This window comes from Streptomyces ureilyticus, assembly GCF_011045025.1.
In the GTDB taxonomy this organism is placed as follows: Bacteria; Actinomycetota; Actinomycetes; order Streptomycetales; family Streptomycetaceae; genus Streptomyces; species Streptomyces ureilyticus.
This window is the reverse complement of the sequence record NZ_JAAKZX010000002.1, coordinates 41891-57381: the sequence shown is the minus strand read 5'-3', so window position 1 is coordinate 57381 and position 15491 is coordinate 41891. Positions and strand designations below refer to the sequence as shown.

The following is a 15491-nucleotide window of genomic DNA, read 5'->3' as shown; positions in this document are numbered from 1 at the left end:
GTGGCCTGTGTGTGCGCCTGATCGGATACAGAGCCACCGCTCTCGGTTGGTGAAACGGTGGGGAGAGGCGGCGAGGCGGTATTGGCCTGTGACCTGCTGCATCCTGAGAGAATCAGGGACGCCACCATGAGAACTACGGCGGCTGTCGGCACATGGCGCGCTCTCACTAGTTGCACGACCCGACCGTGTGGACGCGGTCGACGACGACCCTGCCGTTCGAGTCCTTCATGTAGGAGTAGACCGTCCCGCAGTAGCCCCGGTTCTGATACACGGGGCCCGCGTAGGTGCTGTAGCGGCCGAAGTCTTGCTTGGATGCGTCGGAGGTGTAGTTGGAGCTCAGGCGTACGCCCATGTACCGAGTGGCTCCCGTGTCGTTGAAGAACACGCCACAGATCGGCTTGTCGTAGTACGAGGATCCCGTGGTCCTACCGTTGGTCCATGTGTAGGTGGTGCCGTAAGTTCCCTCGCGCCACGCGCCGGTGGAGATGTTGTAGCCGGTTCCGCACACGTTCGCGGCTGCTGCTGCAGCACCTAAGTCGGCTCTGATGATCCGTCTGGTCTCGGCAGATGCCTCCTTGTCCACCTTGACACCGCTGATGGTGACGATCTCGATCGCCTCAGCGGGCTTCGAACCTGGATCCTCCGCCCCTGCCGCCGAAGCTGACGGCGCAGCGGCGAGTAGAGCGGCGAGCAGCGCGGATATGGTGGCCGCCGCTGCGCAGGCGGTTTTGGGTAAACGCATAATCTGCCTCTTTCGATGTGTTGAGATGTGGAGGAGCGACCGGCTAGTCAGTCCGGTGTCTGCTGGACGTTGAGGACGCGGGCACCCTGGAACCTGGCCGGTGTCACGCGTCACGGACCTGCTGGCCAAGACGGCTCAGGCCACGGCGAGCGCTGTTGGCGCGAGCGCCACCAAGTTCGTCATTGACCCCCCTTTATTGGTTACCCGGTGGGGACGCGGCAACGTGGTGATGCTGTGCGCGAACGCCTCCCCACAGCGACGCGCAGGAACCAGGTGGTCAGGCCCAATCCGCCGAGCGCCGGGTCACTGTAGACACAAGGCAATCATCAGCAACAGGAACTGATCGGGACATGGCAACAATTCGGCTCCACTTGCCCACGCATCCGGAGGAAGAGCGCACCACGACTTGACGTGTGAAGTTCCTGTAGCGGGCCACAACTTGAGGTGTGAAGTTTCTGTGAAGCGGAACGATGATGGCCTAGGAGGTTCGAGAAGTAGATTGGCCGGTTCCACCACACCGGTTCACCTGTGGCGCCCGCGGCGAAGGTCGAAGTATTGGCGGTAGAGGTTGAGTTCGCGGACACGGGCGGGGGCTGTCAGTCATGGCGTAGGCCAGCTCTGGTGCTGGAGACCGAGCTCCCAGCACGTGGCGGTGAACAGTGCCCGCTCCGCTCCTCACATCGCAGGCTCCCCGCCGGACCGGGGCGGGCCGCAAGACTTCCGCCGCCTCACGGCTCTGGGCCAGGAGCTGAGCGGACCGCAGTACGGTGGAGCCGCGCAGGCCGCACACCTGAGTGAACGACTCCAGAACACGGCCGTCCTCGCGGCCTCCCCCTCCGCCCGCCCTCCGGAGCTGCCGACGTGACCGAACTGTCCGCCGCACACGACGCCGCCGTCACCGACCGGGAACGCCTCGCCGGAAGCGCCTACAGCAGCGACCGGGACCTGGCCGCCCGCCAGTCGCTCTACGAGTGGCAGACACCCCGTTACGACCTGCCCGGCATCGTCGCCGACCAGCTCAGCGGGGTGCGCGGGCGTGTGGTCGATGTCGGCTGCGGCAACGGCAAGTTCATCCAGCGGCTCCGCGAGGACCGGCCTGACCTGACCCTGTTGGGCCTGGACATCGCCCCCGGCATCCTCCGCCGGTGTCCCCGGCCCGGTCGCCGTGGCGGACGCCACACGCCTGCCGATGGTCACGGCAAGCGTCGACGCCGCCTTGGCGCTCCACATGCTCTACCACGTACCCGACATCCCCCGGGCGGTCAGGGAGCTGTCCCGGGTCGTCACCGGTGACGGGCTGGTGGTCGCCTCCACCAATAGCGACCGGGACAAGGCCGAGCTCGACGACCTGTGGCAGCGGGCCGCGGGCGAAGTCCTCGGCACCGGCCGCGGGCCGGCCCGTATCTCGCTCAGCGCCCGCTTCTCGCTGGAGAAGGCCCCGGCCTTCCTGGGGGAGGAGTTCAACCGCGTGGAGACGATCGAACTCCCCGGCACCATCACGGTCCGCGACCCGGAGCCGGTCATCGCGCACATGGCCTCTTACCAGGCGTGGGCGGACCAGCACGACGTGCCCTTCGAGGCCACCATCGAGCGGGCCCGCACGATCCTCGGCGAGCACATCGCCCAGCACGGTGCCTTCGAGGTCACGTGCTTGGGCGGCATTCTCATCTGCCGCCGCTGAGCAGCTGTTTTGAACGTCGCTTTCTCGATGCGTCGCGCATCCTCCGCCAAGTCCGTGCCCTTGTCAGGGCCGCTCGGATCTCTTTATCTTGACGTCAAGATTTCCTGGCAGGGGAGAAGATGTGCCTCAGGGAACGCTCGGTTACACCTTGGGCGGCCTGCATCACGTGCAGCTTGCGATCCCTCCAGGTGCTGAAGAACTTTGCCGCGAGTTCTGGGTGGGCGTTCTCGGTATGACAGAGCTCGAGAAGCCGCCGGTGCTGGCGGCTCGTGGCGGGTGCTGGTTCCGGGGTGGTGGCCTGGAGGTCCACTTGGGAGTTGAAGAGGACTTCCGCCCGAACAGGAAGGCGCATCCGGGCGTCCTCGTGACCTCGCTCCAAGCGCTCGCCAAACGATTGGAAGACAACGGTGTGAGCGTCACCTGGGATGACAACTTCCCCGGCCACGATCGCTTCTACGCGTTCGACAAGCTGGGCAATCGACTCGAATTCCTTGAACCTGTCCGAGATCGCTGACGTCAGGTCCACGAAGGGTCACGCAGCATGTCGCCCACCCCTCCGTCCCGTACGCGTACGCCTCCGCCTGCTCAGTGGCACCATCAACGCCGCCAGGCCCCCCAGAACCGCCGCCGCCACCCACCCCGCGAGCGGTATGGAACCCTCATCGCTCGCGTTCGCGGTGGTGGCGGACTTCGGGGCGGCGCCGGAGGCCAGGGGAGCGGTGCGGGAGGTCGCTGAAGGGCTGGGGGTGTCGGAGGTCAGGACTACGTCGTTGCCGTCGCCGCCTCGGTAGGTGATCTGGTACTCGGTCTTGCCCAGCTTGACCTTGGCGCCTTCCTTCAGGCCCTTGAAGGTGCCCTTCGTCTTCGCCTCGCCGGTGTGGTCGATGACGGTGACCGTCTTCGAAGGAGTCGCAGTAGTCGAAGAAGCCGCAGCAGTCGCAGAGGCCGGCTCGATCACGAGCTTCCCGCCCAGCCGCAGTGCGCCGCCGACCTTCAACGCCTTGTCCTTCACGGTCAGTTGAGCGCCCCCGCCCTGCGTGTAGTCCCCGGTCACCGTCACCCCGCCGGAGACCTTCCCCGTACCCGTATTCGTCACCGTCCCGACGACCTTGCCCTTGCCGGACAGGGATGAGCTCAAGTTCAGTACCCCACCCGGCGTCTTCCGCACATCCAGCCGTGCGCCCGACGCAGTGAGCCGGATCCCCTTGCTGCGCTCCACGCTCGCCCCATCCAGCGCGAGCGTGCCCTTCGTGACGGTCGTCGTCCCCGAGTACGTCACGCCACTCGTCAGCGTGGTCGTGGCGGCGCCCGACTGCGTAAGCGAGCCGCTGCCGCTGATCCTGGACAGGGTGAGCGGCTTGGCCGTGTTGCGGAGCACGAGCGAACCGTTGTTGACGAGCTTGTAGAGGTCGCCCTTGGTGTACAGGCCGCTGTCGCCGCCGGACTTGCCGCTGCCCAGTCGCAGAACCGCGCCCTTCTCGATCGTCGTCGAGCCGTTGTAGTACTGGACGGCGGCGAAGGTGACGTCGTTGCCCCGCGTCCCCTTGATCACGATGTCGCCGGCGCCGGGCGCGGACAGCGTGTCGTGGAAGACGCCGCCGCCGATCGGCGCGCCGAGCGTCACGGGGCCGTTGTAGTTGAACGTGAGCAGTGAACGGGACCTGGCCGCCAGCAGGTTGATGTATACGGTCTCGGCGGTGCCCGGCATGAAGATCTTGTTCGTGGTGCCGTCGCCCCACTGGACGTTGGCGCCCTTGATGTTGGTGCCGCGCTTGTTGATGTTCTTCCGTGCGGGCGTCCAGTTCAGGGCGGGGTCGCTGAGCGAGGGGTTGGTGTCGCCGCCCTGGTTCGACCAGCTGTACTGGCCGGTGAGGACGACTTTGCTGCCGGGCCGGGACTGGACGTTGATGTCGCTGCCGTACTCGCGCTGGTAGAAGTCCATGCGCTGGGTGACGGTCTGGCCCAGCGGGGTGTCGACGGTCCATGTGCCCTGGTTGAGGACCTTGCGCATGTTGGGCAGTGACGTCGCGTACTCCGGTCGTCCGGCGTTCGCCTGTGTGCCGTTGTCGATCACCCCGGAGAAGGGGTGAGTGCCCGAGATGTCCCAGGTGCCCCAGAGAAACCTCGGCTGGGTGATCAGCCCGGAGCCGCTGATGGTGCCCAGGTTGTAGGCGCTCGTCATGGAGAGCCGCAGGGTGCCGTCGACCCGGACGTTGTTCTGGTTGAGCCGGAACGCCGGGGTGTTGTACGGGAAGTGGCCGATCAGCCCGGTGGTGCCGCCGTTGCCGTACTGCAGGGTCGCACCGCGCTCGACCGTGATCGCGGGCGGGTCCGGGTTGGCCGTGGTGACGTACGGATGGTTGCCGCCCTGCGTCCGCACCGCTTGCCGCTGCCGGGACTTCGGCAGCGTGAAGTCGCTGTCCTTGGTCAGGATCAGGGTGCCGGAGCCGCGCACGGTGAGCGTGCCCTCGCCCCGGAACACCCCCTTGTACGTCGTCTTCCCGGCCGGGACAGTCACCACTGTGTCGCCGTCGAGCGTCACGTCGCGGCCGGCCAGCACCGCCGCGGTGACGTCGTCGGCCGCGGCCGGTGCCGCCATCGCGCTCGGCGTACTGATCCCTGTCGCGACGACGGCCAGCGCCGCGCCCGCTCCTGCTGCCCGTACACGGATGTTCTTGTTCACGCCTGTGGAGACGGGAGCAGGACGGGGCCGATAACAAAAACTTGGGCCCGACTTTGGACCGGCCGCTGGATCCGACTCCGAGGCCGACTCTGGGACGGCTCCGGAACCGCCAGTGTCCGACTTTTTCTAACCTCCCGACCCGTTGACCTCCTCGTAACACACCCTTACCGTTTCGGCGTTCGGAATGACAGATGCCGTTCGATATTGCGAATGGTCGAAGTGTGAGGGAACGCCATGAGCCGCCTTGACGAGACCCCCGACATCCCCAGCCGCAGACTCGTCCTGAAGGGCGCCCTCGCCGCGGGCGCGCTCACCGCCGTGCCCGGAATCGCCCAGGCCGCCACCCCGGACGCCGCCGGCGGGAGCCCCCGGTACGTCAACCCGCTCGTCCGCAACCGCGCCGACCCGCACATCCATCGTCACACCGACCACCGCTACTACTTCACGGCCACGTCCCCGGAGTACGACCGCATCATCCTGCGCCGTTCCCGCACCCTGCGCGGCATCGCGACCGCCGACGAGGCCGTCATCTGGCGCAAGCACGCCACGGGCGTCATGGGCGCGCACATCTGGGCGCCGGAGATCCATCACATCGACGGCAAGTGGTACATCTACTTCGCGTCCGCGCCCGCCGAGGACATCTGGGCGATCCGCATATGGGTCCTGGAGAACTCCCACCGCGACCCCTTCAAGGGCACCTGGGTTGAGCGCGGCCAGCTGAAGACGGCCTGGGAGACCTTCTCCCTGGACGCCACCACCTTCACCCACCGCGGCACCCGCTACCTCTCCTGGGCGCAGCACGAGCCCGGCATGGACAACAACACCGCCGTCTGGCTGTCGAAGATGGCCGACCCGCTGACCCTGACGGGCCCTCAGGTACGGCTCACCACACCGGAGTACGACTGGGAGACCATCGGCTTCAAGGTCAACGAGGGCGCGTCGTTCATCAAGCGCAACGGCCGCATCTTCATGTCCTACTCGGCCAGCGCGACCGACCACAACTACTGCATGGGCTTGCTCACGGTGGACGCCGACGCCGACCTCATGAACCCGGCGAACTGGTCGAAGTCGCCCACCCCGGTCTTCACCAGCAACGACACCACCAAGCAGTACGGTCCCGGCCACAACTGCTTCACCGTCGCCGAGGACGGCCGCACCGACGTCCTCGTCTACCACGCCCGCCAGTACAAGGAGATCGTCGGCGACCCGCTGAACGACCCCAACCGCCACACCCGCATCCAGAAACTGCGCTGGAAGCCGGACGGCACACCGGACTTCGGCATCCCCGTCGCCGACACCCCCGTCCGGGGTTGAGGGCGACCACCCCCAACTGACCGGCTTTGCACGTCACTTCACCGTTTTGAAGGAGAGTGTCCAGATGCCACCTGCTGGGACAACTGGGATAAGACGTGCCGCAACGAGAAGTGCTGGGACGAGACCTGCTGGGGCGAAACCTGCTGGGATGAGACGTCTGTACGCCGTCCTCGTCGCCCTCGCTCTCGCGGTCGCCGGAGCGCTCGCGACCGCCGGCCCGGTCCAGGCGGCGCCCCAGACCATCACCAACGGCACCCAGTTCACCGACAGTTCGGGCAATCCGCTGCACGCACACGGCGGCGGGGTCCTCAAGGTCGGCTCGTACTACTACTGGTTCGGCGAGAACCGGAACTCCGACAACACCTTCCGGTACGTGTCGGCCTACCGCTCCACCGACCTGAAGAACTGGGAGTTCCGCAACCACGTCCTGACCGAGGCCACCGACCCGGAGCTGGCGACCGCCAACATCGAGCGGCCGAAGGTCATGTACAACGCCGCCACCGGCAAGTACGTGATGTGGATGCACAAGGAGAACGGCGTCGACTACAACGAGGCCCGCGCCGCCGTCGCCGTCTCGGACACCGTCGACGGTGACTACGAGTGGAAGGGCAGCTTCCGTCCGCTGGGCCAGCACATGTCCCGTGACATCACCGTCTTCACCGACACCGACGGCACCGGCTACATGGTGTCCGCCGCCCGCGATAACTACGACCTGCACATCTACCGGCTGACCAGCGACTACACCGGAATCGCCGCCCTGGTCGCCGACCCCTGGCACGGCGGCCACCGCGAGGCGCCGGCCCTGTTCAAGCGCAACGGCGTGTACTTCATGCTGACTTCGGGCGCCACGGGCTGGAACCCGAACCAGCAGCAGTACGCGACGGCCACCTCGCTGGCCGGTCCCTGGACGGCGATGCGCAACATCGGCGACTCGACGACGTACGGCTCGCAGACCGCGTACGTCCTTCCCGTGCAGGGCAGTTCGGGCACCTCCTACCTCTACATGGGCGACCGCTGGGGCAACTCCCTCGGCGGGACGGTCAACGACTCGCGCTACGTGTGGCTGCCGCTGACCTTCTCCAACTCCACCACGATGTCCATGTCCTGGTATCCGGAGGTCACCATCGACACGGCCGCCGGGACGATCACCGGACGGGGCGGCCCGTACGAGACGCTGGCCGCCCGGCACAGCGGCAAGTGCGCGGACGTCACCAGCCAGTCGACCCTCGCGGGCGCCCAGATCAAGCAGTGGACCTGCAACGGAGGCGGCAACCAGCGGTACTGGTTCAAGGACCTCGGCAACGGCCACGTCCAGCTGATGGCCCGTCACAGCTCGCTGTGCCTGCGGGAGAACGCCTCCACCGTCACCCAGGAGGCCTGCTCCACCTCCGCCACCACCCAGCAGTGGTCGGTCACCACGTCCGGCGGTTACGTCACGCTGAAGTCCCGCGCCAGCGGCGAGTGCCTGGACGTGAATGGCGCGTCGACCGCCGACTCCGCCGCGATCATCACGTACGCCTGCAATGGGGCGACCAACCAGCAGTGGGCTCGGCCAGTTGAGCCCGACTCCGACTCCGGGAATGGTTCACTCCGTCTGGTGGAGGAGCAGTTCGGCTGACTCCTCCACCAGGCGGTGCAGTACCGGTACGTAGTTTTCGTCGCCGCCGAGTTCGGTGAGGAGGCGTTGGGCTTTGTCTCGGAAGCGGTCCAGGTCTGCTCGGTATTGCTGAAGAGTGGAGGGGGCGAGGAGGAATTCCGTGAGCTCCGCCCTCGCTTCCTCGGAATTTCTCGCGGCGGCGTGCAGGTCCAGGAGACGGTTCTTGGAGCCAGGTGACGCGTTCTCGAGGGCGCAGGCGAAGAGATAAGTGACCGTTCCGTTCCGCAGGTCCTCATTGCGGCCGGAGAGGATGTCCTCCTGGTCGTTGAACAGTTGCCACAGGATGCCGAAGACATCACCTAAGTCGCGCCACATCCGTATTCGTTCGTGTTCCGAGCCGGCCAATGTCGCACCCATCGCCGTGATCATGCCGAAGGGTGCGCCGGATTTGCCTCGGTAGGTCTTGACCACCGAGTCGCGCGTAGCGTCGCCGGCATCTCGGCGCAGGTCGTTCAACTGCCCTTCGGTGCCTACGATCCAGCAGGTCGCGAGCTCGGCCACCAGGGCGCCTCGCACTGAATCGGAAACCTGCTGCGACTGGATGATGTGCAAGGGAAGGCTGTTTCCGCTGATGACCGATGCGAGTAGTGCCTCGTTCCCGCCGAGTTCGCGGGATACGCTCGCGGCCTGCCCGTCTGCCAAGTCGTCGAGATAGCAGGCGGAAGTCCACCACAGCACATGGATCGCGGACAGGGGAACGGCCGGTCCGGGATCTCCCGTTTCGGCGCCGTGCACCAGGAGCGGCAGCACTTGCAGGGGATACCTGAACGTTTGGTGCCGCAGGAGTTCGGTGACCGCGTTCTGGACGGCGGTCGAGGAGGGGCCGAGCCGCTCGATGCCGGAATTCAGCTCCGCGTCGATATCCGAGGAGAACTGCCGGTACAGGTCCAGATATGAGATGGAATTCACAGTGACTTCCCTTTTGGTCGTGCCGCTCATCTCTCGATTCGATCGATTCGATCACTCCGATACACGTGTCACCAGGGCGCCTTCCAGCCACGGCTGACTTCCTTCCGGTGGTATGGAAGCGAGGTGTCACACGCCTCTAGAAAGCGCTTGCCATCGCGGGGTACCGTCCAGCGACCAGGAGAAGCCGCCCTGTTGGAGGAGCCGCGTTGAGACGACGCAGACGCACGCTGATCGCCGTATTGGCCACGCTGACCGCCGCTACGGGTTTGTCCGCCACGTCGGCTTCTGCCGCCGCCCCGGCGGAGGCGGGGACTCTGGCGCGGGCGGGCGCCCACGGCCCGGGCCTGGAGAACTGCACCGCGACGGTCTGCCACTTCGACGTCGCGCCCGGCACGTACGACGTGCACGTCCTGCTCGGCGGCGGCGACGCGGCGGCGAGTACCGGCATCACCGGCGAGACCCGCCGCACGCTCCTCCCCGAGACGGCCACGGCGGCGGGCGAGCGCGTGGCCCGTAGCTTCACCGTGAACGTCCGCACCCCCGAGGGTGAACCCACTGGCCCGGATGGCACGCCCGGCCTCGACCTCGTCCTCGGTGGCTCGGCCCCCGCGCTCGCCGGTATCCGCGTCACCCCGGCCCGGCCCCACACCCGGCAGATCTTCCTCGTCGGTGACTCCACCTCCTGTGACCAGCCCGGCGCGCCGTACTCCGGCTGGGGTCAGCAGTTGCCGCAGTACCTCCGCAAGGGGCTCTCCGCCGCCAACTACGCGGATTCCGGGGAGAGTACGGTCAGCTACCTCGACAATCCCGCGCTCTTCGCGACCGTCCAGCCGCTGATACGCAAGGGCGATCTGGTCCTCATCCAGCTCGCGCACAACGACAAGCAGACCGACGAGGCGACGTACCGTACGAACCTCGAAACGCTTGTCGCCGGCGTACGTGAACGGGGCGGCCGGCCCGTACTGCTCACGCCCATCGTCCGCCGCTGGTTCAGCGCCGACGGCACCCTCAACAACGACACGGCGCTCCTGGTCAACGGCCTTGGCGTCGACCATCCCGCCGTCACCCGCTCCGTCGCCGCCGCGCATGGCGTGCCGCTCATCGACATGACCGCCAAGACCAAGGCGCTGGTGGAGTCGCTCGGAGTCGAGGCCTCCAAGGCGCTGTACCTGTACAACGAGAAGCGGGACAACACGCACACCTCCGCGAATGGCGCGACCGTCTACGCGGACCTTGTCCGCGATGAGCTGGTCGCTCAGCGCCTGGTCCCTAGGGGCCTCGTGAGGTGATCCAAGACCCTGGGGCGTCCCGACCGGAACCGGGGCGCCCCAGGCATACACTCCGCTGGCCTAGACAGGAAGCACGACCCATGATCGCAGGCGTCCCCGACGACGATCGCACCCTCAGCCCGTACACCGGCTACACGCGCGCCCACTGGGAGGCCGCCGCTGACTCCCTGCTCGCCGCCGTGGAGCCCTACGCCTCCGAGGACCGCGCGCTGTATCACCTGCCCGGCGACCGCGAGAGCTGGTCGGGGCGGCTGTCCGATGGGCTGGAGGGATACGCCCGTACGCTCCTGCTGGCGGCCTTCCGCCGTGATGAGAAGGCCCTCGCGCGGTACGCCGACGGGCTTGCCGCCGGAACCGCGGGCGTGTGGCCGCGTATCGAGGACCGTAGCCAGCCCCTCGTCGAGGCCGCATCGATCGCCCTTGCCCTGCGCTTGACGCGGCCCCTTCTGTGGGACCGCCTTGACGACGGGGTACGGCAGCGGGCGGCGGACTGGCTCGGGGACGCGCTGAGCGCCGAAGCCTGGCCCTGTAACTGGGAGTTGTTCCCGGTTACGGTCGGTGGCTTCCTGGAGGAGATCGGGTATGAGGTCGAGTCGTCGCGGGCGGCGATCGACCGCGGTCTTGAGCGCATCGAGCAGTGGTACGTGGGCGACGGTTGGTACACCGACGGCGACGGCCGCAAGTTCGACTACTACAACGGCTGGGCGATGCACCTGTACCCGGTGCTGCACGCCTGGCTCGCGGATGACACGCGTCTGCTCGACCTGTACGGCGACCGGCTGTCGACCCATCTTGTCGACTACGCCCGCCTATTCGGCGCCGACGGCGCCCCCATGCACCAGGGCCGCTCGCTCACGTACCGCTTCGCGACGACCGCACCACTGTGGTTGGGCGCGCTCACCGGTCGTACGCCACTGCCGCCGGGCCAGACGCGACGGCTGGCCTCCGGGGCCCTGCGCTACTTCCTCGACCGGGGAGCCGTCGACGACCGAGGCCTCCTCACCCTCGGCTGGCACGGCCCCAACTCCGCCGTCCTGCAGGGCTATTCGGGCCCAGCGTCCCCGTACTGGGCGAGCAAGGGCTTCCTCGGTCTGCTCCTCCCCGCGGACCACGAGGTGTGGACGGCGCCCGAGGAGCCTGGCCCGGTGGAGCTGCAGGACGAGGTGCGGCCCGTCGGCCCGCCCAACTGGCTGCTCCAGTCGACCAGTTCGGACGGCCTGGTCCGCCTCCACAACCACGGCAGCGAGGACGTCCGCTACGACCCGTACTACACGCGGCTCGCGTACTCGACAGTGACGGCGCCTTCGGAGACGTACGACAACAGCGTGATCGTCGACGAGGACGCGAGCCGAACCGGCATCGAGCCGCTGGGAGTTGGTGACGGGTGGGTGGCGTCGCGGCATGAGGCGGGTAGCGGTGCACGGGTCACGAGCCTGGTGATGGCATCCGGTGCGGTGGAGGTGCGCGCGCACCTGGTGACGGGCGCGCCTCCCGGAACCGCGGTACGCGTCACGGGCTGGCCGACGGGGGAGGGCCAGGACGGTCAAAAGGTGCTGCGGGCTGAACTCCTCCCGGCCTTCGGCCTGTTGGGCACGTCCGCGTCCGGTCTGACGGGCGTGACGGGCGAGGAGGCGACCTTGTTCGTAGCCCTCGCCCGTCTCACCGCCGAAGCGGACCCCCTCCCGCTCCAGGCGCTGGTGTCCGTGGAGGTGGAGGGGGCGTATGAGGTGCGCGTCCGCTGGGCCGACGGGCCTGAGACGCGGTTTCGGTTCAGCGCTCCAGACGGGCTATCCGCAGGGTCTTCGTGGTCGGTGACGGTCCTGTGAGCGGCTTCGTGTAGGACGGTGTGGCGGGTGTGTACGCCCAGGTGAGGGAGCCGTCCGCGAGGGCCGCGATGTCACCGGTGATACGGGCCTTGACGACCTTGTCCGGCGTCTTGAACGTGCCGTTCCAGTCGATCAGGCGCAGATGTGTGCCGGTGAAGGTGCCCGTGCAGGTGCCGTTCGCGCACTTGGCGTTCTTGAGGGACTCCCAGGAGACGAGGAGCCGGTCCTTGCCGTATGGGGCGACGCGGACGTTGACGTGCTCGGTTCCGGGGGCGTTCGTGAGGTAGACCGGCTTGCCCGCGGGCGTGTGGCGGTTCTTGAGGAAGGCGACGGCGACCTGGTGGGTCTTCGTCTTCGGCTTCACCGTCCAGCCGCGGCCGCTCGCGTCGTCCGGGTTCGTGACGGCGGAGGCGGCGCCGCGGGAGGCGAAGGCGGTGGCGTAGCGGCCGGTGGACGACTTCACGAGGTCGCCGGTACGGCCCGGGAAGGTGCCGCCGCAGTAGCCCGCCCAGCACTGCTCGCGCTGCACGACCGGCGCGTTGTCGGGCGCGCCTATGCCGGTCGACACGAACAGGCCCGAACGCCAGTCGTCGAAGCAGAGGGAGGTGAACGCTCCGGTGGGCTCGGCGCGCAGCGCGATGCCCTCGTTGTGGCTGCAGCCCCAGCTCCAACCGCCGCTGAGCTTCGCGCCCTTGGCGCTGACGTACTGCATCTTGTCGCCGAAGTGGCCGTCGGCGAAGCCGCCGGCGCCGTGGACGACGAAGTACGCGCCGTACTTCTTCCCGTTCCAGGCGAGCTGACAGCGAGCCCGGTCGTTGCTGCCTTCGGGGCGGGATTCGCCGTGGCGGTCGCGTACCACGCACCGGCCAGTAGCGCGGCTGCCGCGAGCGGGGCCACGACGGGCTTGCGGGCGACTCGGCGGCGGCGGTGCGATGTTGTGGGTGTTGCTGGTGGTGTGGGTCCTGCAGATGCCATGCCCTCGAGTTGCCGCCGCGCCGGGGAGGGTTGCCGCGCGCTCGAGGACGAGCGGCGGACGAGTGATCAGGTACGAGTCGGCGACTTACATAGTTTTCTGTATAGTTTAGCTCTATGACGATACTGCGCGACGCCCACGAACTGACGGTGACCGAGGCATCCAAGCGTGGTGTGGCCAAGCTTGTCGCAGAAGCCGAGCAGGGCTCGGATCTGGTCGTCACACGCCGCCATCGGCCCGTGGCAGCCGTCGTCGGAATGGACCGGCTCGCCGCTCTGGAGGCTGCCGCCTCGGACTTGCACGATCTTGCGCTCGTACTGGCCCGGAGCGCCTCTGACACCGGGCAGCGAACCTCGCTCGACGACGTACTCGCCGCCTTCGGGCACACACGCGAGTCCCTCGACGCTCTGCCGGACGACGACTGAGCCATGTCTGAGATCACTTTCACGGACGCCGCCATCGACGATCTTCGGCGTATCGGCCCCGACGCCGTGCCCAAGGTGCTCAAAAAGGTTCTTCTTCTCTTGGACGACCCGGCCGCCGGATATCCGCTGGGAGGCGAGCTGACCGGCTATCGCAAGCTGATCGTTGGTCGGAACACCTGGCGAGTCGTCTATCGGGTCACCGAGGACAAGTCGGTGGAGATCTGCGAGATCTGGGCTGTCGGCGCCAGAGCCGACGCGGAGGTGTACGAGGAGGCAGCCGCACGAGTGCGGGAGGCCGAGGTGGCGCAGCCTGAGTTCGTGCAGCTCTCCGATGTTGTGGAGCGGCTCGGCCGCCTGGCCGGGGACATCACCGTACGCGTGGAGGCGGTCCGGGAGCCCGTGCCCGACTGGCTGGCCAACCGTCTGATCCACACGGCCGGCTTCCCTCGTGAGCGGGTAGCCGCGCTGGACTTGGAGGCGGCGGTCGACCTATGGGCCCAGTTCACGGCGCGCCCACGGTAGTCGCTGGTCTGATGTGGGCCGTGATCCGGCACTTGTCCGCCTGCGTGTGCGACGGTGCTTTTGCGAGCAGGGCAACTGTCACCGTCGGAACTGCTTGGTCGTGCGTACGGACGCTTCCCGGTACGAATGCTTCGGCCGGTACCGAAGCGTCCCGCTCCTAGCGTTGCCGTATGACGGATTCCTCGCAGGAACCAGCCCCGACCATCCTCGCCGGTGGGCCGGTCACCGACGGCCGCGACCCCGCCGAGGCCGTCGTCGCCATGGTCGACCACGTCCTCGCCCTCGCGGCGACCTGGACCGGCTGGGACGGGAAGCCCGCCCATGTCGACGACCGGATCTACACGCCGCACAAGGCGGTTCGACGAGTCGCCGATCATCTCGTTGACCACTTGGCCGAGTTGGAGGCGAGGCTGGTCGGCGAGCAACCGCTCCCAGACCACTGGCACGCCTCAACCGGCACCACCGAGGCGGACATGGCGCCGTTTACTCAGGATGACCTCGACGAGGCCCGCAGTCGGCTGAGCCGGCTCGCCCGGATCTGGGCGAACCGGCTCGGCGCCCTGACCCCGGAACAGCTCGACCACTCTCCCGGCGACGGCTGGACCTTTCGCCAGCTGGCCTTCCACCTCACGGAATCCACGCACTACGCCGACGCCGTGGGCGACCTCTCATGACCGCTTTCGCCGACCTCCACCACCGGGACGCATCCCTTCTCCTCCCCAACGCCTGGGACCACGCCTCGGCGGCGGCCCTCTCCGCGCAGGGCTTCGAGGCGATCGGGACGACCAGCCTTGGAGTCGCCGCGGCGGCCGGACTGCCCGACGGCGACGGCGCGGGCGCCACCCGGGACGCGACGCTGGATCTGGCCCTGCGGCTCGGGCAAGGGCCGTATCTGTTGTCCGTGGATGCCGAGGGTGGCTACAGCGACGACCCGGACGAGGTCGCCGAGGTCGCGCGCGAGCTCGCCGCAGCTGGAGCCGTCGGCATCAACCTGGAGGACGGCCTCGGGTCCGTGCGACTGCACGCCGCGAAGATCGCCGCCGTGAAGGTCGCCGTGCCAAGCCTCTTTGTGAACGCCCGCACGGACACGTACTGGCTGGGCGACGGCGACGAGCAGGAGACGTACCGGCGCCTCGACGTCTACCAACAGGCAGGCGCCGACGGCGTGTTCGTGCCGGGACTCACCGACCCGGCACGTATCGCCGCCCTTGCCACCACCCTCGACGTCCCCCTCAACATCCTCTACTCGCCGTCCGGTCCCACCGTCCCCCAGCTCGGTGACCTCGGCGTGCGCAGGGTGAGCCTCGGCTCGCTGCTGTACCGGCGGGCCCTGGGTGCGGCGCTGGAGACGGCCGCCGACATTCGGGCCGGGCGCACGCCAGGCGGGAGCGCCCCTGCGTACGCCCAGGTGGAGGCGCTGAGCCCGCGCTGAGGGGGCTGATCCTGGTACGGTTATAGCTTTCGTGGGTA

At 67.8% G+C, this 15491-nt stretch carries 13 protein-coding genes and 1 pseudogene; 10 read left to right on the top strand and 4 right to left on the bottom strand.

Features of this window, described 5'->3' with window-relative positions; translation table 11 throughout:
• Window positions 1-166 precede the first annotated feature (166 nt).
• Window positions 167-742, bottom strand: a complete 576-nt coding sequence (locus G6048_RS00860) for a hypothetical protein (protein WP_206341012.1) — start codon at window positions 740-742, stop codon at window positions 167-169.
• Between the two features lie 861 nt (window positions 743-1603).
• On the opposite strand from G6048_RS00860, the pseudogene G6048_RS00855 reads away from it, so the two are divergent.
• A pseudogene (locus tag G6048_RS00855) lies at window positions 1604-2423 on the top strand (class I SAM-dependent methyltransferase).
• Between the two features lie 121 nt (window positions 2424-2544).
• On the top strand, window positions 2545-2937 hold the full coding sequence (locus G6048_RS00850) for a VOC family protein (protein ID WP_165337447.1): 393 nt from the start codon (window positions 2545-2547) through the stop codon (window positions 2935-2937).
• An 18-nt stretch (window positions 2938-2955) separates the two neighbouring features.
• Here G6048_RS00850 and G6048_RS00845 read toward each other — a convergent pair whose 3' ends face one another.
• On the bottom strand, window positions 2956-5106 hold the full coding sequence (locus G6048_RS00845) for an autotransporter (protein WP_165337446.1): 2151 nt from the start codon (window positions 5104-5106) through the stop codon (window positions 2956-2958).
• Between the two features lie 234 nt (window positions 5107-5340).
• Between G6048_RS00845 and G6048_RS00840 the strand changes: the two genes are divergently transcribed.
• On the top strand, window positions 5341-6420 hold the full coding sequence (locus tag G6048_RS00840) for a glycoside hydrolase family 43 protein (RefSeq protein ID WP_165337445.1): 1080 nt from the start codon (window positions 5341-5343) through the stop codon (window positions 6418-6420).
• A gap of 148 nt (window positions 6421-6568) precedes the next feature.
• On the top strand, window positions 6569-8038 hold the full coding sequence (locus G6048_RS00835) for an RICIN domain-containing protein (RefSeq protein ID WP_165337444.1): 1470 nt from the start codon (window positions 6569-6571) through the stop codon (window positions 8036-8038).
• On the opposite strand, the gene G6048_RS00830 is transcribed toward G6048_RS00835, so the two are convergent.
• Window positions 8006-8986, bottom strand: coding sequence for a polyprenyl synthetase family protein (locus tag G6048_RS00830; protein ID WP_165337443.1), 981 nt, complete (start codon window positions 8984-8986; stop codon window positions 8006-8008). The genes G6048_RS00835 and G6048_RS00830 overlap by 33 nt on opposite strands.
• Before the next feature lie 206 nt (window positions 8987-9192).
• Between G6048_RS00830 and G6048_RS00825 the strand changes: the two genes are divergently transcribed.
• Both G6048_RS00825 and G6048_RS00820 read left to right on the top strand, forming a co-directional pair.
• On the top strand, window positions 9193-10275 hold the full coding sequence (locus tag G6048_RS00825; RefSeq protein ID WP_165337442.1) for a rhamnogalacturonan acetylesterase: 1083 nt from the start codon (window positions 9193-9195) through the stop codon (window positions 10273-10275).
• A gap of 80 nt (window positions 10276-10355) precedes the next feature.
• Window positions 10356-12101, top strand: coding sequence for a DUF2264 domain-containing protein (locus tag G6048_RS00820; protein ID WP_165337441.1), 1746 nt, complete (start codon window positions 10356-10358; stop codon window positions 12099-12101).
• Here the strand turns inward: G6048_RS00820 and G6048_RS00815 are convergent.
• Window positions 12046-12960, bottom strand: a complete 915-nt coding sequence (locus tag G6048_RS00815) for a hypothetical protein (protein ID WP_235989396.1) — start codon at window positions 12958-12960, stop codon at window positions 12046-12048. The two genes, G6048_RS00820 and G6048_RS00815, sit on opposite strands and share 56 nt — an antisense overlap.
• A gap of 230 nt (window positions 12961-13190) precedes the next feature.
• Between G6048_RS00815 and G6048_RS00810 the strand changes: the two genes are divergently transcribed.
• From G6048_RS00810 to G6048_RS00795, 4 genes are all read left to right on the top strand, one after another.
• Window positions 13191-13499, top strand: a complete 309-nt coding sequence (locus tag G6048_RS00810; protein ID WP_165337440.1) for a type II toxin-antitoxin system Phd/YefM family antitoxin — start codon at window positions 13191-13193, stop codon at window positions 13497-13499.
• 3 nt (window positions 13500-13502) lie between these two features.
• Window positions 13503-14021, top strand: coding sequence for a type II toxin-antitoxin system RelE family toxin (locus G6048_RS00805; RefSeq protein ID WP_165337439.1), 519 nt, complete (start codon window positions 13503-13505; stop codon window positions 14019-14021).
• Window positions 14022-14191: 170 nt separating this feature from the next.
• Window positions 14192-14695 (top strand): hypothetical protein, encoded by a 504-nt coding sequence (locus G6048_RS00800; RefSeq protein WP_408056105.1) that lies wholly within the window; start codon window positions 14192-14194, stop codon window positions 14693-14695.
• The gene (locus tag G6048_RS00795) at window positions 14692-15453 is read left to right on the top strand and encodes an isocitrate lyase/PEP mutase family protein (protein WP_165337438.1); all 762 of its coding nucleotides are present in this window, start codon (window positions 14692-14694) and stop codon (window positions 15451-15453) included. The genes G6048_RS00800 and G6048_RS00795 overlap by 4 nt, the downstream gene beginning before the upstream one ends.
• The last annotated feature ends 38 nt before the right edge of the window (window positions 15454-15491 follow it).